Raw genomic sequence first — 22,864 nt, forward strand, 5'->3', positions numbered from 1 at the left:
ATCAGGGCACGTATTCGTACGGCCCGATGTCGAAGCCGCCGCCCTGGGGCAGCGAGACGCCGTCGAGATCTTCCGACAGGCCCACGTCTGCACCCTTGTCGATGGCGTCGGAGCCGGCTCCCAGGTGGAAGTCCCCCTGGGTCGGAGCCACGAGCTTCGGATCTCCCAGGAAGGATCCCGAGCCCGGCGTACCGCTGGTGAGCAGATTGTGATCCTCCGTCAGGCTCTGGACGTCGAAGGTCGAGCCGCCTGCGAGGGAGAAGATGTTGTTCTGCGCCGTGATGGCGCCGCCGCTCACGCCACCGCTCTGATCGAAGAAGAGGTTGTTCAGCACCTCGGCGGAGCCGCTGGCAAATAGGCTGCCGGAGGCGCCGGTGAACACGTTGCCGTAGATCTTCAGCCCTTCGGCGTGGGAGTAGAACGGGCTCGGCGTGGGCGCTTGCACCAGGTTGTATCGGATCACGAGGCCGTTGCCATCGTGCAGGTAGATCGAGGCGCCGCCGTCTCCGCCGGTCGTGCGCGGGCCGCTGAGCACGTTGTATTCGAAGACGCCGTCGTCCTGGTTCGGGTTGTTGCTGATGAAGCAGAACTTGTTGGCGCTGTTGGTGCGGTCGATCACGTTGTGGTGCACGTGCCACTTGTTGCAGCTATCGAACTGCACGCCGTCCCCACCAGCATCGGCCTGGGAGGTGTAGGGCGGCTTCCAGTTCTGGTTCACGTCGTGCACGTACAGGTGGGCGATCTCGATGTTGGTGACCCCTTGGACGAACACGCCGTCTTCCAAGATGTCGTAGATCTCGGAGTTTTCCAGCTTGAAGCCGTCTATGCTGAAGGTCCGCACGCCCCAGTACGCGCCGTGGAGCTTGCAGTTCACCACGCGCACGTTGCTGCCGCCCTGAAAGCGCAAGAGGCTCGTCGCGTCGGGCGCGTAGATCTCGAGATCGCGCACCACGATGTCGTGCTTGTCGCCGGTGTACACGGCGTACTTGTTGCTACCCGCGGCGACGGCCGTCGAGTGGATCACTGGAGCGTCGCCGGTTCCGTAGGCGCCCAGGGTCACGCCGTTGGCCTTGATCTCCAGAACGTCGATGTCGATGGTCGTCCCGCGCTTCACGACGACCACCGCGCCGTCACTGAAGCTGAGCTTGCCGAAGGAATCGTAGGGATGCGCGAGGGAGCCGTCTTGTGCCGAGTCCGCGGCGTTCGTGGGGTCCACGTGGATGGCATCTACCGGGAGCGTGTACGGATCGTAGTTGGGAACCAGGCCCGCTTCCCCGAGGGATCCGCCGCCAGAGCTGCCGCCGCTTCCCGCCGTGCCGCCCATGCCGGCAGCGCCGCCTGTCCCCGCGGCGCCAGCGCCGCCGCCGGTGGCTCCTGCTCCGCCCGAGCCGCCGCTGCCACTCTGGCCCGCCGTGCCTCCAGGACCGCCGGTCGCCGGTGTTTGATCGGAATCCGAGCAGGCCGCGAGGCCCAGCGCGAGCGCGAGCAGCACGCACATCCCCAACTTCTTCATGTCCACGCCTCCGAGCCCGACGCTACCAGCCTCCGCCGAAGCGACCAGGACCGCCGGTGCCACTCGCTGGGACATCCCATGCCAGCTCGCGCTCTGATAGCGTGCGGCGCGCAGCCGTCATGCGAGTGATGCGCTCCAAAGTAGTGCCGCTGATCCTGGCTCACGTCGCCGAGTGCGGCGCGGACGCGGTAGCCCTGGCCAACGCACAGCGGATCCCGGAAGCCTGTCGCGAGGCGAGCACGTGGACGCTCGACGCACCCGCCGTCGCGGTGGAGCGCGTCGTTGCGCTTGCGAGCGCTGCGGCAGAGTTGCTGCGGGACGACTTCTTCGGCTTCACGCTGGCGGACGCCTTGCCGCGCGGCGCTTTCGGCGCCCAGGAGTACGCCATCCGCAACGCACCGACGGTGGGCGAAGCCGCACTGCGACTGGTGCGTTACCAGCGACTGACCAACGACAGCATCGAGTGGACAACCGAGCTCGACGCCGACACCGCCGCCCTCGCTCAACGGGTCCCCGGGCGGGCCGGTCTCGGGCGTCACCTCGACGAGTTCTTGCTGGCGACGGCGCTCCGCTTCGCCCGCGAGATCGCGGCCACCCCGCTGTCACCGATCCGCGTGCGACTTCCGGGGTCCGTCGACCCCCGTCGCCGCAGCGAGCTCGCGCATCGCTTCGGCACGCGGGAGCTCGTGCCCCAAGCATCGGACGGTGCGTTGGTCTTCTCCCGCGAAATCTGGACCGTGCCGGTGCCCCAAGCGGACGCCGCGCTGTCGCCCATCATCGAGGCCTACGCTGCCCAGCTCATGCCGCCGGAGGATCCCGCCAGCGGCTGGCAAGCGCGGGTGCGCGACTTCCTCCGCAGGCAGCTGTCCGGCGGCGCGCCCACCCTGGAGCAATGCGCCCGCGCCATCGGCATGACGCCGCGTTCGCTCCAGCGCCGATTGGACGAGGCAAACACCAACTACCGTGCCGTCACCGACCAGCTCCGCAGGGAAGAAGCGCTGCGCCTGGTGCAGCACAGCGATTTGGGCCTGGAGGAAATCTCCTTCTTGTTGGGCTACTCCGACCGGCGGGCCTTCGTGCGGGCGTTCCAGCGCTGGACCGGCGCCTCGCCGAGCAGCTTCCGCAAGCGTGACTGACGGGCGTCGTTTCCGCGGCGGCCCAACAAAGGCAGCAACTACCCAGGCTGGTGGCTTCGTGCCACCATGTCGATTCATGCGGGTGCTTGCGGGCTTGGCCCTGGGGATCGTGGTCGTCTCCGCCTTTGGAGCGTGCTCGTCCAAGTCGTCCCACTCGAGCTCGGGGGGCGCGGCGGGGGACGCTTCGGTGGAGGGTGGAGGAACCGGGGGCGGCGCTGCGGGCAGCGGTGGCAGCTCCGGCACGGGAGGCAGTGCTGGCGGGGGCGGTGACGCGAGCACGGGGCTCCCGCTCGACCAGGTGGCCTCCGAGATCGCCCGCGTGCTGTGCGACAACGTCGCGGCTTGCTACGGCGCCGGCGTGGAGATCGTGACCCAGGGCGCGGACTGCAAACAGCTGTTCGGTGACCTGTTCCAAGACGCCTATCTCGCGGCCATCCAAAAGTCGGTCAGCGACGGCACCGTCACCTACGACCCGGCCCTCGGAGCCGAGTGCATCGCCCAGCTCGAGAAAGCCAACACGGAGGCGGGTTTCAAGTGCCTCGACGTCGCCAAGGTGGCCGAAACCTGCAAGCTCGCGATGGGAAAGCTGGGCAAGGCGGGCGCCGCGTGTGCGCACTCGTTCGAGTGCGAGGCCAACACCTACTGCGAGATCGGGGCCGCGTGTCCCGGCAAGTGCACACCGTTCTTGGGCAAGGGCGGGAGCTGCACCGACACGGCGCAGTGTGAAACTGGAATGACCTGCTTCGCACCCAGCAACTTGGAGGCCGGCCTCCCCGATCCCAACGCCAAGCCCGTCGGGAGCTGTCAACCCTATGTGGCGAAGGACGAGGCGTGCGACGCCGGCACGACCCCGGCTTGCGAACCGGGTGCGTTCTGTCTCGACGGCATCTGTCGTCCGGTGGTCGGTTTGTTCACTGCGCAGAAGGGCTTCACCTGCGGCGCCAGCGGCGCGCTGTGCGAGAAGGGGCTCGCTTGCGAGTTCCAAGGGCTGCCCCTGGTGTCGAATGGAAAGTGCATCTCCGATCAACCCCACTCCGGCTGTCGTCTCGCGCTCCCCGATGGTTGTGGCAAGGACAACTACTGCAGCTCGGGTTTTCTCAACATCCCCGGCAACTGCGTGGCGCTCCCCGCAGCGGGGGAAGCGTGCGCCCAAGATGCTGCGCAGGTTTTGGGCCTCGCGCCCTCGTGCCAGGTGGGCCTGCTCTGCTCCCAGGGCGCGTGCCGGAAGCCGAAGCGCATCGGCGAAGCGTGCCTGTTCGACGACGAGTGCGTGAGCACCAAGTGCAAGCCCGACGACCCCGACGCCGGAGTGAGCGACGCGGGGACGCCCGGCAAGTGCGCTCCGCTCTCCTGTTGAGTCAGCGATACGCGCGGTCTTTGCGCTGCTTGCCGGGCAACAGGTGCCGACCAGCGGCTTCCACCAGATCGAGCAACGCCGAGAGTCGAGGCGCGCGAATGCGTGAGCCCAGGACCATCACCGTGAGGCGTTCGCGATCGATGCGCAGGTGGTCGCACGCGAGACGCAGCTCGAGGAGCGCCGCTCGGCATTCCGCCGACAGCACGCTGCGCGCGAAGTGCTCTACGCCGCGCACCAAGAGGGCGTCATCGAACACCGGATCCTCGAACGTGATTTCCGGGTGCTCCCACAGGTCCCACAGGTCTTCCTCGGTCATGTCCGCGATGGTGAGCTCCGCTCGCAGCGGCGCTTCGAAGGCCAGATTCACCACGGTTGCCGGGCGAGTCGCCGCGTCGCTGAAGTAGGCATCGACGCGGCCCACCCCGGTCACCACGATCAGATGACCGTCGGAAAGCTCGGCCCGGCGTTCGCGGGCGAGCGGCTCCCAACTGGCCGAATCGGAAGAGCGGGTCGCCAAGGCGCCACCAGCATGCCGGGGAATTGGGCTGCCCGCTGGCCAAAAGCGACGAATTTGCCTCATTTTTCTCAGAAACGGGGCTGACGGCGCGGCCCCCCTGTGACTACTGTCCGCCCGGCTCGCCCCCGCCCCAAGAGCGTCATGGAACAAGTCGGTTTCGGCATCATCGCGGCCTGCCTACTGGGCTCGGCGCTGTTCGTCGTCTCGAGCAGGAATCTCGTCCACTCCGTGCTGTGGCTCGCCCTCACCCTGGTGAGCACCGCTGCGCTGTACGTGTTCTTGAACGCCCCGTTCCTCGCGGGCATCCAGATCCTGCTGTACACCGGCGGCGTCATCACCTTGATGCTGTTCGGTGTGATGCTCACCCGGCGGGACGAGCGGGTGACGATCGAGAACGAGACCACGCCGGAACGGCGGCTCCCCGCCGTTCTCACGGCGGCGGCCCTGTTCGGCATCGTGGCGTCCGCTACCTACCGGACGGATGGCCTGCCCGCCGAGCCCGGAGCCCCCGCTCCCACGGAGGAGATCGGCCGGTCGTTCCTCACCGAGCACCTGCTGGCCTTCGAGGTGCTGAGCATCCTGCTGCTGGCCGCCATGATCGGCGCCATCGTGCTGGCGCGTCGGGCAGATCCAGCGCGCCGCAGCTTGCCCACCCGGCGGAGGGAGGCCTGATGCCGCTCACGCCCTTCTTGCTGCTATCCACCGCGCTGTTCTCCATCGGCGTGTACGGAGTGCTCTCGCGTCGTAACGCGGTGGGGCTGCTGCTCAGCGTGGAGCTGATGGCCAACGCGGTGAACATCAATTTCGTGGCATTTTCCCGCTATCACGGCGGTCACCTGGGGCAGGTGTTCGCGGTCTTCGCCATCGCCCTGACGGTGGCCGAGGTGGTGGTGGGGCTGGCCCTCGTGATCTTGCTCTTCCGCACGAAGAAAGACGTGCGCGTGGACGAAGCCAACGCCCTGAGGCACTGATGCCCACGACGACTCCCCTCACCCTCGCTCTGGTGGCGCTCTTCGTTCCCGTCGGCGCCGCAGCCCTGATCGGGCTGGTGGTGCCGCTGCGCCGCGCCGGAAAGCCTGCCGCCTACCTGGCCGTTGCCGCCGCCATCGTGTCGCTGGGCGCCGCCCTCTCGCTGTTCCAAAACCAGCTCGTCCATCCGCACGACGCCTTCTTGCACACCACGCCGTGGCTGCCGGGCGTGGGGCACGCGGTGGCCGAGGTCGGCATCCGGCTCGACGGCATCAGCGTCCCGATGCTCGTGGTCGTCACCGGCGTGGCCACCATGGTGCAGGTCTTCAGCCTCGGCTACATGGCCGAGGAGCCGATGCCCGCCTTCGGGCGCTACTTCGGCTACCACTCGCTGTTCATCTTCAGCATGAACCTGTTGGTGTTGGCGCCGAACCTGCTCCAGCTGTTCCTCGGCTGGGAGCTCGTGGGCCTCACCAGCTACTTGTTGATCGGCTTCTACTGGACCAAACCCAGCGCCGCGCGGGCGGCGGTGAAGGCCTTTTGGGTCACGAAATTCGCGGATATGGGCCTGGTCTTGGGCCTGGTCACGCTGTACCGCATGACCGGCGGCTTCGACTGGAACGCCTCCCTCTCGATCCCTGCCGCCACCATGGTGAGCCTGCTGCTGTTCGTGGCGGTCATGGGCAAGAGCGCCCAGTTCCCGCTGCACGTGTGGTTGCCGGACGCAATGGAAGGCCCGACGCCGGTGAGCGCGCTGCTGCACGCCGCCACCATGGTCGCCGCCGGTGTGTATCTCATCGTGCGGGCCAACCCCCTGTTCGCCGCCGCACCGGGCACGCAGATGGTCATGCTCTGGGTCGGTTCCTTCACCGCGCTGTTCGCCGCCGTCATCGCGGTGGTCCAGACGGACATCAAGAAGGTGCTCGCCTACTCCACCTGCTCCCAGCTCGGCTACATGATCGCCGCCCTGGGCGCCGGCTCGCTGATGGCCGGCTACTTTCATTTGACCACCCACGCCTTCTTCAAGGCGCTGCTCTTCCTCGGAGCCGGCAGCGTGATCCACGCCGTGCACTCCAACGAGCTCCGGGACATGGGCGGGCTCGCCAAGAAGATGAAGCTCACCGCGGTGACCTTCGTGGTCGGTGCCCTGGCCCTGGCCGGCTTCCCGGGCTTCTCCGGATTCTTCAGCAAGGATCTGATCCTGGAGGCGCTGTACGAAAAGCAGCTCTGGGGACCGCTGGCCCTGCTCATGATCGCCGCCTTCTTGACGGCCTTCTACATGGGTCGCGTGGTGTTCTTGGCGTTCTTCGGCAAGCCGAGTGAGCCGGCGGAGCACGCCCACGAGAGCGGCCCGAGCATGGCGCTGCCCCTCGCGATCTTGGCGGCGCTGGCCCTGGGCGCCGGCTTCTTCGGGCACGAGGTGGCGGAGATGTACGGTGTGGAATACGAGTTCCACCTCGGTGCCGTCGGCATGACCGCCAGCGCCCTCGGCATCGCCGGCATCCTCCTGAGCTGGCTGATGTACGGCAAGCGCGCCGTCAGCGAGGCGAGCTTCGCGTTCTTGTCTCCGCTCGGACGCCTCGCCCGCGGCAGCCTGGTGGACGACGCCTACCAGGTGCTCTTCCGTCGCGGCTTCCTCGGCGTCGCGGGCCTCATCGGCTGGTTCGATCGCTACGTCATCGACGGTTTCATGAACCTCTTGGCCTGGGCCGCCATCGTTGGCGGCCGCCGCCTGCGCCGCATGCAGACGGGCAACGTGCAGGACTACGTGTACGCCGTGATCGCAGGCGCCGTGGCGCTCACCGCCTGGGGGCTGTTCCGATGAACCTGCCCTTGCTCTCGATCATCGTGGCGGCGCCCTTCGTCGCGGGTGTGCTCCTGCTGTTCGTCCCGAGCCGGGTGCTGGGGGCCGTGCGTGCCATCTCCCTGTTGGGCGCTGCCATCTCCCTCACCGGCAGCATCCAGGTCGCGCGCCTCTACGACATGACGGCCGGGGGTCTGCAGCTCCGGGAGTCGTATCCGCTGGTGCCGTCTCTCGGCATCAACCTCACCCTGGCCGTGGACGGCTGGGGCGTGTCCCTGCTGTTGCTCACCGGCATCATCATCTTTGCCGGCGTGCTGGCGAGCTTCACGCTGAAGAACCGCGCCAAGGAGTTCTTCGTCCTGCTCCTGGTGTTGGTGGCCGGCGTGTTCGGCGTGTTCGTCTCGCAGGATCTGTTCGTCTTCTTCCTGTTCTACGAGATCGCCGTGTTGCCGATGTACCTGCTCATCGGCATCTGGGGTTCGAGCAACGCGATCGCGGAAGCGGGCCCCTTCAAGTTCGTGTGGAAGCTCTTGGACATCGGCGGTCGCGAGTACGCCGCCATGAAGCTCACCCTGATGCTCCTGGTGGGCTCGGCTTTCATTCTGGTCGCCATGTTCGCCATGTACGTGGCGGCGGGCAGCACCAGCTTCGACATGGCCCACCTGGGCGCGTTCAAATACGACCGCACCCTGCAGCTGTGGGCGTTTCCCCTGCTGTGGCTGGGCTTCGGCTCCCTCGGCGGCGTGTTCCCGTTCCACACCTGGTCGCCCGACGGCCATGCCTCGGCGCCCACCGCCGTGAGCATGCTCCACGCCGGCGTGCTGATGAAGCTCGGCGCCTTCGGCGTCATGCGCGTGGGCATGGTCATGCTGCCGGAAGGCGCGGTGGCCTGGGCGCCCTTGGTCGGCGCCATCGCCGTCGTGAACGTGGCGTACGGCGCCCTTTCCGCGATGAGCCAAAAAGACCTGAAGTACATCGTCGCGTACTCCTCGGTCAGCCACATGGGCATCGTGATGCTGGGGGCCGCCACGCTGACGGCCAATGGCTGGAACGGCGCCGTGTACCAGATGTTCGCTCACGGCATCATGACGGGGTTGTTCTTCGCCCTGGTGGGCCTGGTGTACGAGCGCGCGCACACGCGGTTGGTCCCCAAGATGGGCGGCTTCGCGCGGGTGATGCCGGGGGCCGCGGTCTTCTTCACCGTCGCGGGGCTCTCTTCTCTGGGCCTACCGGGCACCGCCGGCTTCGTGGCGGAGATGCTGGTGTTCCTCGGAGCCTGGCAGAGCATGCATTCCTGGTGGGCCATCCCCGGCGTGATCGGCGCTTTCATCACCGCGGTGTACGTGTTGCGCGCCGTCCGCATGATCTTCTGGGGGCCCGGCCCCAGCGAGGAGTTCCACGAGCTGAGTGACGCGCGGCGCACGGAATGGGGCGCCCTGTGGATCCTCGGCGCGGCGCTCTTGGTATTCGGCTGCTGGCCTTCGCTGGTGCTCGACTTCATCAACACGACGACGCCGGACTATCTCGGGATCCTCACCTCCGTGGGAGGTGCGCGGTGAACGTGAGCGCACAGGATCTACTGCCCCTCACGCTGGATCTGGCCCTGTTGGCCGGTATTTTGGTGGTGTTCGTGGCGGATCTGATCAGCGTCGGAGGCTCCGGCCGGCGCCTCGGCTACCTGGCCGCGGCGGTCATCGCCTCCGTGCTGGTGGGCTCCTTCCGCGTGGACGCGAGCGGCGTCGCCTTCTCCGGCGCCTACGTGGGGGACGCCTGGGCGCTGTTCCTCAAGCGTGTGTTCCTGGTCAGCGGGCTGTTGGCGGTGCTCGGTAGCCTGGACCACGTGGACCGCCATCATCCGGGGCGCGAGGGCGAGTACTACCTCTTGGTCATGTTCAGCTTGCTGGGCATGACGCTGCTGCCGGGGGTGCGGGATCTGATCCTGCTGATCGTCTGCTTCGAGCTCATGGGCCTGCCGCTGTTCGTGCTCGCGGCCTTCGCCAAGACGGAAGACAAGAGCGGCACCGAACGCTTCGCGCCAGAGGCGGGCCTCAAGCTCTACCTGGTCGGCGTGGCCAGCACGGCGATCACCATGTTCGGACTGTCGCTCCTGTACGGGCTCTCGGGCTCCACGTCCCTCGAGCGGCTGGCCGCCACGCCGCCGTCCCCCTTGTTGGTGGTGGCGGGGCTCATGGTCCTTTCCGGCATGGCGTTCAAGATCGGCGCCGTGCCGTTCCACATGTGGGTGCCCGACACCTACCAGGGCTCCGGCACGCCTTTCGTGGCGTTCCTTTCAGTGGCGCCCAAGCTGGCGGGCTTCACCGCCTTGGCGGCGATCTTCCTCCGCGCGTTGCCCTCCACCGCGCACTCCCGGGAGCCAGTGCTGCTGGCCGTGTGCGCCACGTCCATCGTGGTCGGCAACCTGCTCGCGTTGGTGCAGACCAACGTGAAGCGCCTCTTGGCCTACTCCGGCATCGGCCACATTGGCTTCATGCTGCTGGCCTTCGCGTCCGGTCAGGACGGCACCCAGATGCTGCTGTTCTACGCCGTCGCCTACGTCGTCACCAACATGGGCGCGTTCCAGGTGGTGGAGCTGGTGGAAGAGCAAGTGGGGGACACCTCCCTCACGGCGTTCAATGGCCTCGCGCGCCGCGCCCCCGCCCTGGCCTTCGCCATGCTCCTGTTCTTGCTGTCGCTGGCGGGCATTCCGTTCGTCGTGGGCTTCTGGGCAAAGCTCAACGTGTTCATGACGGCGTGGCAGGCCGGCCTCTACTGGTTGGTGATCGTCGGCGCCGTGCTCACCGTGGTGGGCCTGTTCTACTACCTGCAGGTCGCCCGAGCGATGTACATGATGCCGCCGCCCGAAGAAGCCGCACCCAAGGCTGCGCCCCGGGCTGCGCTCAACCTCTCCATCGCGGTGTGCCTCGCCGGTGTCGTCGCCCTCGGCGCTTGGCCGTCCCCGTTGCTCGAGCAAGCGCGGAAGGCCGCCCGCGCCTTCTACGCTCACGACAACGTCGCCGCCGCTCCGGCTCCGACGGCGCCCGTCGCCCAGCGCTGAGACTCGCCCGCCGCGACTCGCGTTGTGCTGCGATCTCGCGGACATCCGTCAGCTTCGGAGCATGGTGCTCGCGCCGCCGCCGCGCGCATTGGGTTTGCCACTTCCGTCCGCTACCCTCGTGAGGCGAGAGATGGCCAAACGCCGCCGACGCAAGAAGCGCAAGCAGAAGGCCGAGCCCAGCGCCCGACAGCTGCTGGCGCCGTTCCTCATCGGGGTCGTCTTTTCCTGCGTCATGCTCTATTTCTTGGTGACGCACCGCACGCTGCACGAGAGCGACTTCGAGCAGTTCAAAGGGACGCCCAGCTCGGTGACGGTGCTCAAAAGCAGCAACAAGGGCCAGCCCTTCGTCGAGATCCGACTTCCGGAAGATCCGATCCGGTATCGGATCCCCGTCGAGGTCTACAAGGACATGTCGGACACCTCGGGCTTCCTCCGGGCAGCGCAAGCCCCTGGAGCGGAGCTGTCGTTCTACGTCGAGCGCGGCGCCCGCCAACATCCGGACAAGCCCGCCATCGATCCCAAGCCGACGGTCTTCATCGACGCCGTTTCCGTGGGCTCTCGGGAGTACTACTCGCTCCGACAGCGCATCGCCTGGGACGAGTCCAATCAGCTCGCGCTCCACATCTTGATCGTCGTGTTCCCGCTGCTCACGGCGTACATGGGCTGGCAGCTCTGGCTCCGTCGAACCGAGCTGGACAAGCCCGACCCGCGGTAGCTCGATTGTGTTGGTCCGGCGCGATGCCCGTCCCGGACGGAAGTCTCAGCCGTCGCGCCGCGGAATGGCGGCCGTGTCCGACGCCACCGGGACCGACCCGCGTATCGGCGCGGAAGCGAGCTCCGGCTGCGGCGCGACCACGCTCCACAGGAACGGCAGCGCATCCGGATCGATGAACAGCACGTTCAGCGGCTGAAACACGCCCAACGGCAGGTGCCGATAGCGCGTGGACAAGAGCCGGTAGCGGCGTCCCGGGACCGTCAAGCCGACCTCGTACGGCTGTGCGGCGAAGTCGAAGCGCGCTTCGGCCAGGGGCACGTCGAGTCGCGTGCGCTTGCCGCGCCGAATGCGGACGCGTCCGTCTTCGATCTCGAGCGACCAGCTCGGTCGGCGCAGCTCGATCTCCGCTGCGATGCGCGCCACCAGGAGCACGCAGAGCCAAACGCCCATGACGACCGCACCGAACAGCTGGACCGCCGTACGCGGTCCAAGGGCAATCGTCACGATCGCGAGCAACGCCAGCGCAGTGCACACCGGCACCCAGCGCGACACGCGATGCAGAGCGAAGTATTGCCGTGTGACGGAAGAGCGTGCGGGCGCTCCTCGGTAGCCGCCCCCGGGCGTATGGCGCGCGCGCCACGCGGCCTGCAACGCGCGCATCAAGTCGTGGAAGGCGTCGGCGTCGAGCGTCGCTTCGACCCTGGCCTCGGGCGCGCGGGTTTCGTAGCGATAGTGCGCGTCCCGAGCGCCCACACGAAAGCGCTGCTTCGTGCCCAGCACGAGCACCGTCCCCGCGGGGGACGTCGTCCACTTGCCCACGCCAATTTCCCCCGCGACGAGGGCGTACGTCCGCGCGTCGCCGCGGCTCAGAACCTGTACGCAATCGGGGTGCACTTCCACCACGTGCGTCGTGTCCGGATCCCGTTCGTCGACCGCTTCCCAGGTCATCGCTGGCCCCGCATCTTGCTTCAACCGAGCGATCCCGAGCAATTGCGAGCGCTGCTGCAGCCCCGCGCCGCGAGGAGTACACTCTCGAGACGAGGCCGAGCCAACGCTCTGGCCACTTGCTTGCAGGGCGCTGGGGAGCTCCGTCGAAGGGAGTCGAGGATGAACCGTGCGCTCTTTTGTTCCGCGTTGACCGTGGCCGTCGCCTTTTCCGCGCGGGCCTGGGCCGACGAAGATCACTCCGGCCAGGACGTCACCATCGACGCCGACACCACCTGGGACGGAAGCCACACCAACATCAAGACGCTGACGGTCTCCGCCGGCGCAACGCTGAAGGTCACGGCCGGGCAGCCCCTGGCCATCTTTGCGCAGCACATCATGATCGCGGGAGCCGTCGACGCGAACGGCGCCGGCTACGCCGCCGTGAGCGGCGCGTCCGACACGGGCAAAGATGGCTCCGGCCCGGGTGCGGGCAAGAAGGGCGGCGCCACCATGTTCGGCGGTGGCGGTGCGGCCTACGGCGGCAAAGGCGGTTGCGGTCGTAACGCCGCGGGGTGCGCGGGGGCGGGCGGCACACCGTACGGCTCTGCTCTCGACGGCCTGCTCGAGCTCGGCTCGAGCGGCGGCTCCGCCGGCGGCATCGCGGCGCAGTCCCCCGGGCCGCCTTCCGGAGCGGGCGGCGGTGCCCTCACCTTGAGCGCTGATCAGATCGACATCAGCGGCAGCGTCAGCGCAGACGGTGCTAGAGTCTGTTGACAGTTTCTGGATGGGATTGGTGCTGAAATCCTGCCTCGATGAGAATTGAGCTTGACATGCGTTCAGTTATTGATAGGCTGCGCGAATGGGGGTTCGAGTCGCGCTTTCCGACGCCGAGTGGGCACGCATTGCGCCGTTGGTTTCCGCTCTCACGTCACGCGGTCCAAAGGGCAACGATAATCGTCGCTTCATCGAAGCAACGCTGTGGATCCTACGGACGGGCGCACCCTGGCGAGACTTGCCGGAGGTGTTTGGGAAGTGGGGCAGTGTGTATCGGCGCTTTCGGCGCTGGGCGCTGGCGGGTCGCTGGCACCAGCTTCACGAAGTGCTGCAAGTGCGGCCTTCCGATGACCTGTTGATGGACAGCACCATCGTGAAAGCGCATCCACATGCGGCGGGCGCGCTGAAAAAGGGGGCGGGCAATCATCAGAAGGTCTCGGCCGTTCTCGCGGTGGCTTTTCCACAAAGGTTCATGCGCTCGTTTCAGCCGAGGGCGCGCTGGTGCGCTTCATCGTCACGGGAGGCGAGGCGGCTGACGTGACGCAGGTGAATGCACTCGTCGTGGAGCGGGGTGCGGGACAGGCTGTCATCGCTGACCGGGCCTACGACAGCAATGCCGCACTGGCGCATATCCAGGCGTCAGGGTTCGAGGCGGTCATCCCCTCGCGCAGGAATCGCAAGGTCCAGCGCGAGCTCGACCGCGACAAGTACCGGCTCCGCAACACGGTGGAGCGCTGGTTCGGGCGAGTGAAGGCGTTTCGCCGCGTGGCCACGCGCTACGAGAAGACCACGCGGAGCTACGCCGGATTCGTGATTCTTGCGGCTGCTCGCGTTGCTCTCACGGGGTGGCCCGGGTGACTCGGCACACCACCTTCAGCTTTACGCTCCAGCCAACGCGCGAGCAGGAGGAGCTGCTCCGGCGGCACGTGGGAGCGGCGCGCTTCGGCTTCAATCAGTGCCTGCGCTTCGTCATCAACGCCCTCGAGGCCGAGGAGAAGCCGCCATGGTCGGGCTTCGATCTCATCAACGACTTCAATGAATGGAAGCGATCGGAGCGAGCCGGGGTGGACGAGGACGGGCGCGTGGGGCTCTCCTGGCGCTTCGAGGTCGTCCAGCAGGTGTTCGAAGAGGCGGCGGTCGACTTGGGGCGGGCGCTGCAAGCGTTCTCGGCAGGTCGCAAGGGAGAGCGCACGGGCAAGCGTCCAGGCTTTCCCCAGTTCAAGAAGCGGTCGGAAGCGCGGCAGTCGTTCCGCATCCGCAACAAGAAGAACGACGTCCGCGTGGGCGAGGCCGACCCGCGCTCCGTGCGGCTGCCGAAGCTCGGCAGCATTGCCGTGCGGGAATGCACGCGCCGGCTGCGCCGCATGCTGAAGAGCGATCGCGCCAAGGTGCTGTTCGCCACGGTCAGCACCCGCGAGGGCGGCCGCTGGCGCGTGACCTTGAACGTCGAGGCCGCCGAGCTGCATCCCGCGCGGCGCCACAGCAGCGCGGAGGCTCCGCCGGTCGGCATCGACCGCGGGCTCAAGACCTTCGCGGTGCTTGCCAGCGAAAGCGGCGAGCAGGTCGAGCACATCGAAAGCCCACGTCCACTCCGCGCCGCGCTACCGAAGCTGCGGCGCAAGAGCCGCAGCCTGTCCCGGAAGCAGCCGGGCTCGCGCAATCGGTACAAGGCGCGCGCGGCGCTCGCGCGCGTGCACCAACGCATTCGCAACATCCGACACGATTTCACCCATCGCCAATCGAGCCGACTGGCCCAGACCCACGGCCACTTGGTCATCGAGAAGCTGAGTATCTCGGGGCTCATCAAAACCCGACTCGCCCGCGCCATCGCGGACAGCGCCTGGGCGCTGTTCGGAGCACAGCTCGCCTACAAAGCGAAGTGGTACGGCGCAACGCTCGCCATAGCCGACCGCTTCTACCCCAGCACACGCCGCTGCAGCGCGTGCGGGGCCATCGGCGAGCGGCTCGACCTCGGGGAGCGCACCTTTCACTGCAGCAGTTGTGGTCACGAGGCCGACCGCGACGAGAACGCTGCCGTGTGCTTGGCTCAGTACCCTCGCGTACTCGGCCAAGGAGACTCGCCTCCTGTCGCCGCGAAGCACGCGGAGACGCAAAACGCCTGTGGAGAGGGACGCTCTGGCGAACCACCGCTCTTGGTGGTCCGTGAAACTACCCTCGTCGAAGCAGGAAGGGCCTATGCCCAACGCCCGAGAAGGGCGGTGTTGGCCAAAACTGTCAACACGCTTTAGTGGCGGCAGCGTGACCTACAGCGGCACGAAGAGCGGCAGCGGCGGCGGCTCCGGCGGTGGCATCGCGCTGATAGCCGGGCAGCTCAACGTGACGGGCACCCTCTCCGCCAAGGGTGGCGCCGGCGGTGACGCGCCCTGCACACCTCTCAATCTGCCTTGTAGCCCGGGCGGTGGTGGCGGCGGCGGGTGGGTGAAGATCCTGTACTGGGGCAGCGATCCCGGTCTCACGCCCGACGTCTCCGGCGGACCCGGCGGCGCACATCAAATCTTCGCCGGCGTCGGTGGCGACGTCGGCTCCGTTCTCACGGAGGCGCTTGCCACGGTGCAGCCGGACGCGAGCGCCGTCAGCGGCTCCGGCGCCATCGCCATTCCGTTCAAGATCCTCGATCTCGACTCGGACCCCTGCACGCTGGAAGTGATGATGGTGCAGAACGGAAGCGCGACGCCGGTAACGCTGCAAGGCGGCAGCGGAGACGCGGGGCCGTCGCTGTCGTCGTCCCCTGCCGGCGCGCCGGGCAGCGTGACGTGGGACGCGGCCAAGGATCTGCCCGGCGTCACCGGAAGCATCGAGCTTCGACTCCGCGCCCACGACGGCTTCGCCTTCGGTCCCGCGGCAAGCGTGACGGTGACCCTCGGCGGCTCCAGCAGCGGAGACGGCGGCACCACGCCAACGCCCGACGGCGGCACCACGCCCCCGGGCGACGGCGGCACCTTGCCGGCCGGTCCCGGCGGCGGCAGCTCCGACAGCGGCGGATGCTCCTGCTCCTTCGAGAACCACGACGCACGCACCGGCAGTGCGTGGGCCGCGCTTCTACTGCTGGCCGGGCTGAGCCTGGGACGGCGAAAGCGAGCGTGACGGGGCTCGCGCCGCAGCGACAATCCAATGAAAATGGACGTGCTCGGATGCAAGCACCGTCGCTGATTCCTTGGAATCCGATGCTCTGGTAGCCTGCCCGGCGTGGCGGTCGTGGCGTTCACCGAGAATCTCCGGCGGCACGTGGCGTGCCCCACCGTGGAGGCCGCCGGCGCAACGGTGCGCGAGGTGCTCGATCGCGTGTTCGAGAACAATCCGCGCCTCAGGGGCTACGTCCTCGACGAGCGCGGGGTGCTGCGCAAGCACATGGTCGTGTTCGTGGATGGTCGCCAGCTGAGCGACCGCGAGGCTCTCTCGGATCCGGTCGCTGCCGGCTCCGAGCTGTACGTGATGCAGGCCCTGTCGGGAGGATAGATGACGCTCTTGGTTTCGACCCGCAAGGGTCTGTTCGTGGTCGAAGGACAAGGCGCCGAGGCGAAGCTCTCGCGCGCCATGTTCCTCGGGGACAACGTTCCCCTCACCCTCGTGGATCGTCGCGACGACAGCTGGTACGCCGTCTTGGATCACGGGCACTTTGGCGTGAAGCTGCATCGCTCGGAGGACCACGGCGAGACCTGGAAGGAGATCGCCCTGCCCGCCTACCCGCCGAAGCCCGAGGGCTTCGAGGACAAGGACATGTGGGGGCGCGAGCGCGAGTGGGCGACGAAGAACATCTGGGCGCTGGCGCCAGCGCTGGACAAGGACGGCGCGCTGTGGTGCGGCACGATGCCCGGCGGCCTGTTCCGCTCGGAGGATCGCGGCGAGAGCTGGAAGCTGATCGAATCGCTGTGGAACCACCCCACGCGGGTGAAGTGGAACGGCGGCGGCGCGGATCACGCGGCCATCCACTCCATTTGCGTGGACCCGCGAGACCCGAAGATGGTCGTCGTCGCCGTCTCCAGCGGCGGCGTGTGGCGCACCAAGGACGCCGGCGAGAGCTGGGAGCCGCACACGAAAGGCATGCGCGCGGGCTACGTCCCGCCGGAGCAGGCGGACTGGCCGGAGAACCAAGACCCGCACTGCGTGGTTCAGTGCCCGGCGGCTCCGGAGGTGTTCTGGTGCCAGCACCACATGGGGATCTGGCGCTCGGACAACGACCTCGAGAGCTGGACCGAGCTCCACGCCCAGCCGTCGAGCTTTGGCTTCCCGGTAGCCGTGCACCCGAAGGATCCGCTCACCGCCTGGTTCGTTCCGTCGCACTCCGACCAGAAGCGCGCGCCCATCGAAGGCGAGGTGGTGGTCACCCGCACGCGCGACGGCGGCAAGAGCTTCGAGACCTTGCGTGAAGGGCTACCCCAACGCTTCGCGTACGATCTCGTGTATCGCCACGCGCTGGACATCGCCGGCGACGGCAACCAGCTGGCCTTCGGCTGCACCACGGGAAACCTGTGGACCACCGCCGACCAGGGCGACCACTGGCACGCCGTCGCGAGCCACCTGCCACCGATCTACTCCGTGCGCTACGCCTGATGGCCTTCGCATGGCCCGAGCTGCAATCCTGAGATAGCCTCGAACGAGCATGTCGTCGTCAGGCCCAGAGCAAGATTGGGGGATCGGGTTTCGCACCCCCGAGGAAGCTGCCCGACTGACAGAGAACGTCGATTACTGTTGGAGGTTTTTCGAGGGGGAATCGGAAGCTCAGCGGGCTGCGCAAAAGATCGTTTCCATCCTCGAAGCGGACGAGATCCCCTACGCCATGATCGGCGCGCTGGCCTTGAACCAGTACGGGCATCGCAGGGTGACCGTAAACGTCGACTTGGTCATGAGAGAGGAGGACCTTCAGCGCTTCAAGCGAAAGTGGTTGGGCCACGGATACGCGGAGCGGGTACCCGGCACGGGCAAGCTGATCGATACGGAGCTCGGGGTCCACGTGGACGTGTTGAGCACGGGAAGGTATCCGGGTGACGACAAGCCCAAGCCCATCGCGTTCCCGGATCCCGCGACTACTGCCATCCGCGGTGCGCCGTTTGCGCTTCTGCCGGTGGAGCGATGGATCGAGCTCAAGCTCGCCTCCGGCATGGTCGCGCCTCATCGCCTCAAGGACCTTGCGGACGTGCAAGAGCTCATCCGCTCGGCCAAGCTCCCGGTCTCGACTTCCGACGCTCTTCACCCCTGGGTGCGCGCGAAGTTCCTCGAGCTGTGGAACGCCGTCGAGCAGGGCAAAGCGGAAGACCCGTACTGAAGAGCGGGGACCGGAGCGTCGTCGCCGAGGGCGAGCGACCCGCGCGCGCTCAGCTACGGCGACGCCCGAGCGCCGCGGCTCCGAGAAGCGTCAGCGCGGCGAGCCACGGGCTCGGTGCGCCATGGCCGCCGACGTTGCAGCCGGAGTCGTCTCCGGAGCTCGAGGCCGGGCCGCCGCTGCTGCCCGCGGCGCTGGTGCCGCCGCTCGACGCGCCGCCCGCGCTGGTGCCACCCGAGCTCGTTCCGCCCAGGGAGCTGCCGCCTCCACTGGACGAGCCCCCGGTTCCGCCTGTACCGCCGCCGCCGGGATCCCAGCCGCCGAGGCGCGCCATCATCCACCACATGCCCTTGGCAGCGCGGAGCCGCCCGGTCGCGTTCAGGTGTCCGCCGTCGCTGGAGTAGGCCTCGACCATCGCCTCGAAGCCGCCCTCGGTCCTCGGCGCGCCGGACGCATCGTGGCTCTCGATGGCGGCAATGTCGTACAGCGGCTTGTCGTTGGCCTGGGCGTAGCTGCGCACGGCGCTGTTGAAGGCGTCGCGGTTTTGGTTTCCGCTCGTTTCGATCGGCATCGTCCACCACACGAACTGCTTCGTGGGGTGCGCCGTTTCCAGCGCCAGCATCGCGTCACGGTAGTACGTGAAGTTGGCGTCGTCGTCGATGAAACAGAACTTCATCTGCATCACGTCGTACTCGCTCTGGTGCGCGGTGACCCAATCCGTGAACTGATCCACCTTGGGCTGCCAGCCCGGATTGCCGCGCTCGTGCCAGTACCAGTTCGGAAACGCATAGCGGCTCGCGTCGGCGCTCGCGAGGTCGTTCATCCCGTCCAAGATATTTCCCCCCACGGACGCGTGATCGAGGCTCATGTGCAGCGCTCGCGCCGCGTCCAGGGCGGAGCTCGGGATGACGTCCACGTCGAGGGTCGTGTGATCCGCCTTGATGGACTGCGCCGTCGCCGCACTCGTGCAAAACACCACGATGAGCCCTATCCGCGTGCCGAGAGTCGACATCTGCACACCTCCTGACCTGACTACGGTGACGCGTTCGTACAAACGCGACCGTGATGGCGATCAAGTCAGGGCTTGCACGACGCGAGATACAGCCGCCCGCAGCTTCGACACTGAAACAAGTTCACGCCGCTCTTGTCGAGCTTGCCGCGACGGATGCGCTCCAGCGTCGGGCCGAAGCCTTGCTCGAGGAGCGCAGGGGCGTGCTCTGGAGGCCCCCACTCGGTGAGCACCTCCTGCTCGAGGTACGCGCGGTCGAGGGGGCCTACCGCCGCTTCGATCTCCGGGATGCTCGGCCCGACCCCCTCGTTCCAGATCAGCGTCGAGAGCCGCTCGCAGCACACCGGCCAGACGGGCGAGCGGGTACCGCGCCCCGTGCCCGGTGTCGTTGCGAGCAGTGCCGTGTTGTCCGCCACGGAGCCGGGCTCCGGCACGGTGGCGCCCTCGGGCACCGGCCAGCGCGGGGCACGCTCGCGGTCGGAATCCCAGACGGCCAGCACCCAGGGGCGATCCACGGGGCAGCGCCATTTCTTCCCCGGTTCGTGGGGCCAAGCCGACCACACCGGGTCCGAGAGCCACGGCACCGGGCTCGACTCGACGGGACCCTGCGCCCTCCGCCCCCGCAGTCGATCCCACAAGCCCATGATCGTCGGCTACCAAGCCCGGCTACGCCTGCCAAGAGGCTCGGCTTAGGATGGGCTCGTGGCGAAGGTATGGAAGCTCCTCGAGCGCGCGTTGGCTCGCTTCCGCAAGGGAGCGTCCCAGCCGCCCTTCGTCCAGGACTACGAACGCGTGTTCCGGTCGCTGAGTCGCGAAGAGCTCTACGAAGAAGACGCTCCCGACCTGGACGCCGAGATCTCCAGCGAGCTCTTCGACCGCCGTCATCGCGACCACCACTTCTTGGGAACGTACTCCGAGAAGGGCGGCAGCCTCGCCTTCGAACGCTACGGCTTCTTCGATCTGCTGCGCGAGCGCGGCTTCGACCCCAAGCTCTCCCTCGACGTGTCGGACCCCGACGATCACAAGCTTCGCATCTTCGACGGCGTCCGAAATCGCGAGCACCTGCTCATCGAGCTCGCTGCCAGCGTGCGTGAAGCCGAGCTTCCGAACGGACAGGCCTGCAGCTTCCTGTTCATCGGCTGGCTCCTGATGCAGGACCCCCGGCGCGAGTTCTTGCCGGATCGACCGCCGCTACCGGAGCAGGAGCATCCGGGGCTCGGTCTCTTTCCCCACTTTGGCTATCTGCTCAAGCTCATCGCCGTCCGCGTGCGCGCCGACGGCCTGCTCAATCATCCGTCGCACTTCCACAACGCGGTGCTGTACGGAAAGTTCTCCAAGTTCGCAGATCCGGAAATCGAAGGACGCTTCCGGGCCCTGGAGCGCGATCTCGCTCAGCTACCGCTGGCCGAGGCCACCCGGGAGCTGGCGGAAGGTCGGGTCGTGGACCCTCGGGGCCGACCGGTGAGATGGGAGCCGGCGCTGCAGGTGGGTCCCATCACGCCCCGGGCAAAACGCTGGTTCGAGAGCGACGACTACCTACGGACCAGCTCCCAGGTCCGGGACGAATGCCGCTTCGGCCGGGGCTGACCCGACGTCCTGCAGGATGCGGCGCTCGTCATTGACCAAGAGACGGCTCGCACCTAAGGTTCCGGGCCGCGAGGGAGCTCCCCTTCCGCGCTAATGAGGAGTGGGTCAGGTCATGGCGGACAAGTTCAAGAACCTCGTCGATCTCTGGGAAAAGAGCTGCGAGAAGTACGCGAGCCGAGAGCTGTTCGGAACCAAGAACGGCAGCAGCTGGGAATGGATGCACTACGACGAGTTCAAGAAGCTCGTCGACCAGTTCCGCGGCGGGCTCAAGAGCTTGGGTGTGGGGCCCGGGGACAAGGTCGCCATCATCGCCAACAACCGCGTGGAATGGGCCGTCGCCGCCTACGCCACCTACGGACTGAAGGCCGCCTTCGTGCCCATGTACGAAGCGCAAAAGACCGACGAGTGGAAGTTCATCATCGAGGACTGCTCGGCGAAGATCGCCATCGGCGCCACCAACGAGATCTACGACAAGCTCAAGGGCATTCGGGATCAGGTGGAAGCCCTCGAGCATGTCATCGGTCTCGAGGCGGACGAGAAGGACGACCACTCCTACGCGCACCTGCTCACTGTCGGGGAGAAGAACCCGGTGGACGCGGAGCATCCGGAGCCTGGGGACACGGCCGGCTTCATCTACACCTCCGGAACCACTGGCAACCCCAAGGGCGTGATCCTCAGCCACGGCAACATCACCAGCAACATCAACGCCGTCCACGACATCTTTCCCTTTGCCACGGACGACCGCTCGCTCTCGTTCTTGCCCTGGGCCCACTCCTTCGGCCAAACCTGCGAGCTTCACGCGCTCTTGTCGATGGGCGCCTCCATGGGCATCAACGACGACATCCCGAACCTGGTGGCCAACCTGGCCGAGGTGAAGCCCACGATCTTGTTCGCCGTCCCGCGCATCTTCAATCGCATCTATGACGGCGTGAACAAGCAGATGACGGAGAAGCCGGGCTTCATCCAGAACCTGTTCCATTCCGCCATCAAGAACGCCACCAAGAAGAGCCGAGGGGAGAGCATCGGCTTCATGGGCGGCATCGGCCTGTCCTTGGCGGACAGCATCATCTTCTCCAAGATCCGCGAGCGCTTCGGCGGACGGCTGCGCTTCGCCGTGAGCGGCAGCGCGGCCCTCAGCAAAGAGGTGGCGGAGTTCATCGATGCATTGGGCATCGAGGTGTACGAGGGCTATGGCCTCACGGAGACCAGCCCCATCGCCACCGCGAACTTCCCCGGCAATCGCAAGATCGGCAGCGTGGGCAAGGCCATCCCTCACGTCACCATCAGCATCGACAAGGAAGTCACCGGCGACGCCAAGCACGGGGAGATCCTGATCAAGGGCCCCAACATCATGCAGGGCTATCACAACCGTCCGGAAGAGAACGACAAGGTCCTGCTCCCGGATCGCACCTTCCGTAGCGGTGACATGGGCTACGTGGACGAGGACGGCTACCTCTACATCACGGGCCGCATCAAGGAGCAGTACAAGCTCGAGAACGGCAAGTACGTGGTCCCGGCGCCGCTGGAAGAGGAGCTCAAGCTCTCGCCCTTCATCGCCAACGTGATGATCCACGGCGCCAACAAGCCCTACAACGTGGCGCTGGTGGTGCCCGATCCGGACGCCCTCAAGAAGTGGGCCTCCGAAAACGGCGTCGACTTGGGCAACGTGGAGAAGAGCGACGAGGTGCGAAAGCTCCTCGAGAAGGAGCTCGCAGAGCGCGGCCAGAACTTCAAGGGCTTCGAGCGTCCGAAGAAGTTCATGATCACGGCCGAGGACTTCACCACCGACAACGGCCTCCTCACGCCCACCCTGAAGCTCAAGCGCCGCAACGTGCTGGCCAAGTACGAAGCCCAGCTCGACGCCCTGTATAACTGAGCGCTTTCGCGAGCTTCGCGACGGCACCGCGCCGCACCGACAATCCCCTGATCCTGAATCAGACAGGTCTTGTTGGTCCGGCGCGGAAACGTCTCGCTACGCGTCCATCTTGACGGCGCGCCCCGCGCGTGACATCTCTGCGGGGAGAGCCAAGGAACCCTCCATGAATTCCCAGCGCACCATTCACAAGCCGATGCCGGCGCCGTCCTTCGTGGACGTGCTCGCCTATGGGCATCTGCTCGCGGCCGGGAACGAGAGGCGTCTCATGCGCTGATCAGGCACAAAAAGCCGGTTTTCCTGCCGCGGGCACCTTCGGGTCCCCGCGGTTTTTTTTGCTTTCGGAG

Annotated in this window: 23 protein-coding genes; 18 read left to right on the plus strand and 5 right to left on the minus strand. The window is 67.0% G+C overall.

All coding sequences use genetic code 11. The features are described from left to right. Position 1: 1 nt before the first annotated feature. Entirely contained in the window at positions 2-1,513 is a 1,512-nt protein-coding gene (locus H6717_28870) for a right-handed parallel beta-helix repeat-containing protein (GenBank protein MCB9581076.1), read from the minus strand. 128 nt (positions 1,514-1,641) lie between these two features. On the opposite strand from H6717_28870, the gene H6717_28875 reads away from it, so the two are divergent. Next, entirely contained in the window at positions 1,642-2,649 is a 1,008-nt protein-coding gene (locus H6717_28875; GenBank protein ID MCB9581077.1) for an AraC family transcriptional regulator ligand-binding domain-containing protein, read from the plus strand. 76 nt (positions 2,650-2,725) lie between these two features. Next, complete coding sequence (locus tag H6717_28880) at positions 2,726-4,006, plus strand: hypothetical protein (protein ID MCB9581078.1); 1,281 nt, start codon at positions 2,726-2,728, stop codon at positions 4,004-4,006. 1 nt (position 4,007) lies between these two features. On the opposite strand, the gene H6717_28885 is transcribed toward H6717_28880, so the two are convergent. After that, positions 4,008-4,523, minus strand: a complete 516-nt coding sequence (locus H6717_28885) for a hypothetical protein (protein ID MCB9581079.1) — start codon at positions 4,521-4,523, stop codon at positions 4,008-4,010. Positions 4,524-4,664: 141 nt separating this feature from the next. On the opposite strand from H6717_28885, the gene H6717_28890 reads away from it, so the two are divergent. From H6717_28890 to H6717_28915, 6 genes are all read left to right on the plus strand, one after another. After that, positions 4,665-5,195 carry an NADH-quinone oxidoreductase subunit J gene (locus tag H6717_28890; GenBank protein ID MCB9581080.1) on the plus strand — a complete coding sequence of 177 codons (531 nt, stop codon included), beginning with the start codon at positions 4,665-4,667 and terminating at the stop codon, positions 5,193-5,195. Further along, positions 5,195-5,494 (plus strand): NADH-quinone oxidoreductase subunit NuoK, encoded by a 300-nt coding sequence (gene nuoK, locus H6717_28895; protein ID MCB9581081.1) that lies wholly within the window; start codon positions 5,195-5,197, stop codon positions 5,492-5,494. Before H6717_28890 ends, nuoK begins: the two co-directional genes overlap by 1 nt. After that, positions 5,494-7,317, plus strand: coding sequence for an NADH-quinone oxidoreductase subunit L (nuoL, locus tag H6717_28900; GenBank protein ID MCB9581082.1), 1,824 nt, complete (start codon positions 5,494-5,496; stop codon positions 7,315-7,317). Before nuoK ends, nuoL begins: the two co-directional genes overlap by 1 nt. Then, positions 7,314-8,855, plus strand: a complete 1,542-nt coding sequence (locus H6717_28905; GenBank protein MCB9581083.1) for an NADH-quinone oxidoreductase subunit M — start codon at positions 7,314-7,316, stop codon at positions 8,853-8,855. Before nuoL ends, H6717_28905 begins: the two co-directional genes overlap by 4 nt. Beyond that, positions 8,852-10,351: an NADH-quinone oxidoreductase subunit N gene (locus H6717_28910; GenBank protein ID MCB9581084.1), complete on the plus strand. Its 1,500-nt coding sequence runs from the start codon at positions 8,852-8,854 to the stop codon at positions 10,349-10,351. The genes H6717_28905 and H6717_28910 overlap by 4 nt, the downstream gene beginning before the upstream one ends. Before the next feature lie 130 nt (positions 10,352-10,481). Then, positions 10,482-11,066 carry a hypothetical protein gene (locus H6717_28915; GenBank protein ID MCB9581085.1) on the plus strand — a complete coding sequence of 195 codons (585 nt, stop codon included), beginning with the start codon at positions 10,482-10,484 and terminating at the stop codon, positions 11,064-11,066. Between the two features lie 45 nt (positions 11,067-11,111). Here H6717_28915 and H6717_28920 read toward each other — a convergent pair whose 3' ends face one another. Beyond that, the gene (locus H6717_28920) at positions 11,112-12,014 is read right to left on the minus strand and encodes a hypothetical protein (protein MCB9581086.1); all 903 of its coding nucleotides are present in this window, start codon (positions 12,012-12,014) and stop codon (positions 11,112-11,114) included. A 159-nt stretch (positions 12,015-12,173) separates the two neighbouring features. Between H6717_28920 and H6717_28925 the strand changes: the two genes are divergently transcribed. From H6717_28925 to H6717_28960, 8 genes are all read left to right on the plus strand, one after another. Then, on the plus strand, positions 12,174-12,767 hold the full coding sequence (locus H6717_28925; GenBank protein ID MCB9581087.1) for a hypothetical protein: 594 nt from the start codon (positions 12,174-12,176) through the stop codon (positions 12,765-12,767). A 136-nt stretch (positions 12,768-12,903) separates the two neighbouring features. Next, positions 12,904-13,308: a transposase gene (locus H6717_28930; protein MCB9581088.1), complete on the plus strand. Its 405-nt coding sequence runs from the start codon at positions 12,904-12,906 to the stop codon at positions 13,306-13,308. Further along, complete coding sequence (locus H6717_28935) at positions 13,269-13,625, plus strand: transposase (protein ID MCB9581089.1); 357 nt, start codon at positions 13,269-13,271, stop codon at positions 13,623-13,625. Before H6717_28930 ends, H6717_28935 begins: the two co-directional genes overlap by 40 nt. Further along, complete coding sequence (locus H6717_28940; protein ID MCB9581090.1) at positions 13,622-15,016, plus strand: transposase; 1,395 nt, start codon at positions 13,622-13,624, stop codon at positions 15,014-15,016. The genes H6717_28935 and H6717_28940 overlap by 4 nt, the downstream gene beginning before the upstream one ends. Before the next feature lie 10 nt (positions 15,017-15,026). After that, complete coding sequence (locus H6717_28945) at positions 15,027-15,872, plus strand: hypothetical protein (GenBank protein ID MCB9581091.1); 846 nt, start codon at positions 15,027-15,029, stop codon at positions 15,870-15,872. Positions 15,873-15,974: 102 nt separating this feature from the next. Further along, entirely contained in the window at positions 15,975-16,244 is a 270-nt protein-coding gene (locus H6717_28950) for a MoaD/ThiS family protein (GenBank protein MCB9581092.1), read from the plus strand. Further along, complete coding sequence (locus tag H6717_28955; protein MCB9581093.1) at positions 16,245-17,339, plus strand: exo-alpha-sialidase; 1,095 nt, start codon at positions 16,245-16,247, stop codon at positions 17,337-17,339. 49 nt (positions 17,340-17,388) lie between these two features. Continuing rightward, the gene (locus tag H6717_28960; protein ID MCB9581094.1) at positions 17,389-18,051 is read left to right on the plus strand and encodes a hypothetical protein; all 663 of its coding nucleotides are present in this window, start codon (positions 17,389-17,391) and stop codon (positions 18,049-18,051) included. A 49-nt stretch (positions 18,052-18,100) separates the two neighbouring features. Here the strand turns inward: H6717_28960 and H6717_28965 are convergent, their stop codons facing one another. Further along, positions 18,101-19,060 carry a hypothetical protein gene (locus tag H6717_28965; protein MCB9581095.1) on the minus strand — a complete coding sequence of 320 codons (960 nt, stop codon included), beginning with the start codon at positions 19,058-19,060 and terminating at the stop codon, positions 18,101-18,103. A gap of 65 nt (positions 19,061-19,125) precedes the next feature. Continuing rightward, positions 19,126-19,701 carry a hypothetical protein gene (locus H6717_28970; GenBank protein MCB9581096.1) on the minus strand — a complete coding sequence of 192 codons (576 nt, stop codon included), beginning with the start codon at positions 19,699-19,701 and terminating at the stop codon, positions 19,126-19,128. A gap of 58 nt (positions 19,702-19,759) precedes the next feature. On the opposite strand from H6717_28970, the gene H6717_28975 reads away from it, so the two are divergent. Both H6717_28975 and H6717_28980 read left to right on the plus strand, forming a co-directional pair. Then, positions 19,760-20,644: a hypothetical protein gene (locus H6717_28975; protein MCB9581097.1), complete on the plus strand. Its 885-nt coding sequence runs from the start codon at positions 19,760-19,762 to the stop codon at positions 20,642-20,644. 112 nt (positions 20,645-20,756) lie between these two features. Beyond that, on the plus strand, positions 20,757-22,520 hold the full coding sequence (locus H6717_28980; protein ID MCB9581098.1) for a long-chain fatty acid--CoA ligase: 1,764 nt from the start codon (positions 20,757-20,759) through the stop codon (positions 22,518-22,520). Positions 22,521-22,864 lie beyond the last annotated feature (344 nt).

The organism is Polyangiaceae bacterium (assembly GCA_020633235.1).
In the GTDB taxonomy this organism is placed as follows: domain Bacteria; phylum Myxococcota_A; class Polyangia; order Polyangiales; family Polyangiaceae; genus JACKEA01.

Coding starts and splice junctions, on each gene's coding strand:
- H6717_28870 (MCB9581076.1), bottom strand. CDS start 1,513: ATGAAGAAGTTGGGGATGTGCGTGCTGCTCGCGCTCGCGCTGGGCCTC.
- H6717_28875 (MCB9581077.1), top strand. CDS start 1,642: ATGCGCTCCAAAGTAGTGCCGCTGATCCTGGCTCACGTCGCCGAGTGC.
- H6717_28880 (MCB9581078.1), top strand. CDS start 2,726: ATGCGGGTGCTTGCGGGCTTGGCCCTGGGGATCGTGGTCGTCTCCGCC.
- H6717_28890 (MCB9581080.1), top strand. CDS start 4,665: ATGGAACAAGTCGGTTTCGGCATCATCGCGGCCTGCCTACTGGGCTCG.
- nuoK (MCB9581081.1), top strand. CDS start 5,195: ATGCCGCTCACGCCCTTCTTGCTGCTATCCACCGCGCTGTTCTCCATC.
- nuoL (MCB9581082.1), top strand. CDS start 5,494: ATGCCCACGACGACTCCCCTCACCCTCGCTCTGGTGGCGCTCTTCGTT.
- H6717_28905 (MCB9581083.1), top strand. CDS start 7,314: ATGAACCTGCCCTTGCTCTCGATCATCGTGGCGGCGCCCTTCGTCGCG.
- H6717_28915 (MCB9581085.1), top strand. CDS start 10,482: ATGGCCAAACGCCGCCGACGCAAGAAGCGCAAGCAGAAGGCCGAGCCC.
- H6717_28920 (MCB9581086.1), bottom strand. CDS start 12,014: ATGACCTGGGAAGCGGTCGACGAACGGGATCCGGACACGACGCACGTG.
- H6717_28925 (MCB9581087.1), top strand. CDS start 12,174: ATGAACCGTGCGCTCTTTTGTTCCGCGTTGACCGTGGCCGTCGCCTTT.
- H6717_28955 (MCB9581093.1), top strand. CDS start 16,245: ATGACGCTCTTGGTTTCGACCCGCAAGGGTCTGTTCGTGGTCGAAGGA.
- H6717_28960 (MCB9581094.1), top strand. CDS start 17,389: ATGTCGTCGTCAGGCCCAGAGCAAGATTGGGGGATCGGGTTTCGCACC.
- H6717_28965 (MCB9581095.1), bottom strand. CDS start 19,060: ATGTCGACTCTCGGCACGCGGATAGGGCTCATCGTGGTGTTTTGCACG.
- H6717_28970 (MCB9581096.1), bottom strand. CDS start 19,701: ATGGGCTTGTGGGATCGACTGCGGGGGCGGAGGGCGCAGGGTCCCGTC.
- H6717_28980 (MCB9581098.1), top strand. CDS start 20,757: ATGGCGGACAAGTTCAAGAACCTCGTCGATCTCTGGGAAAAGAGCTGC.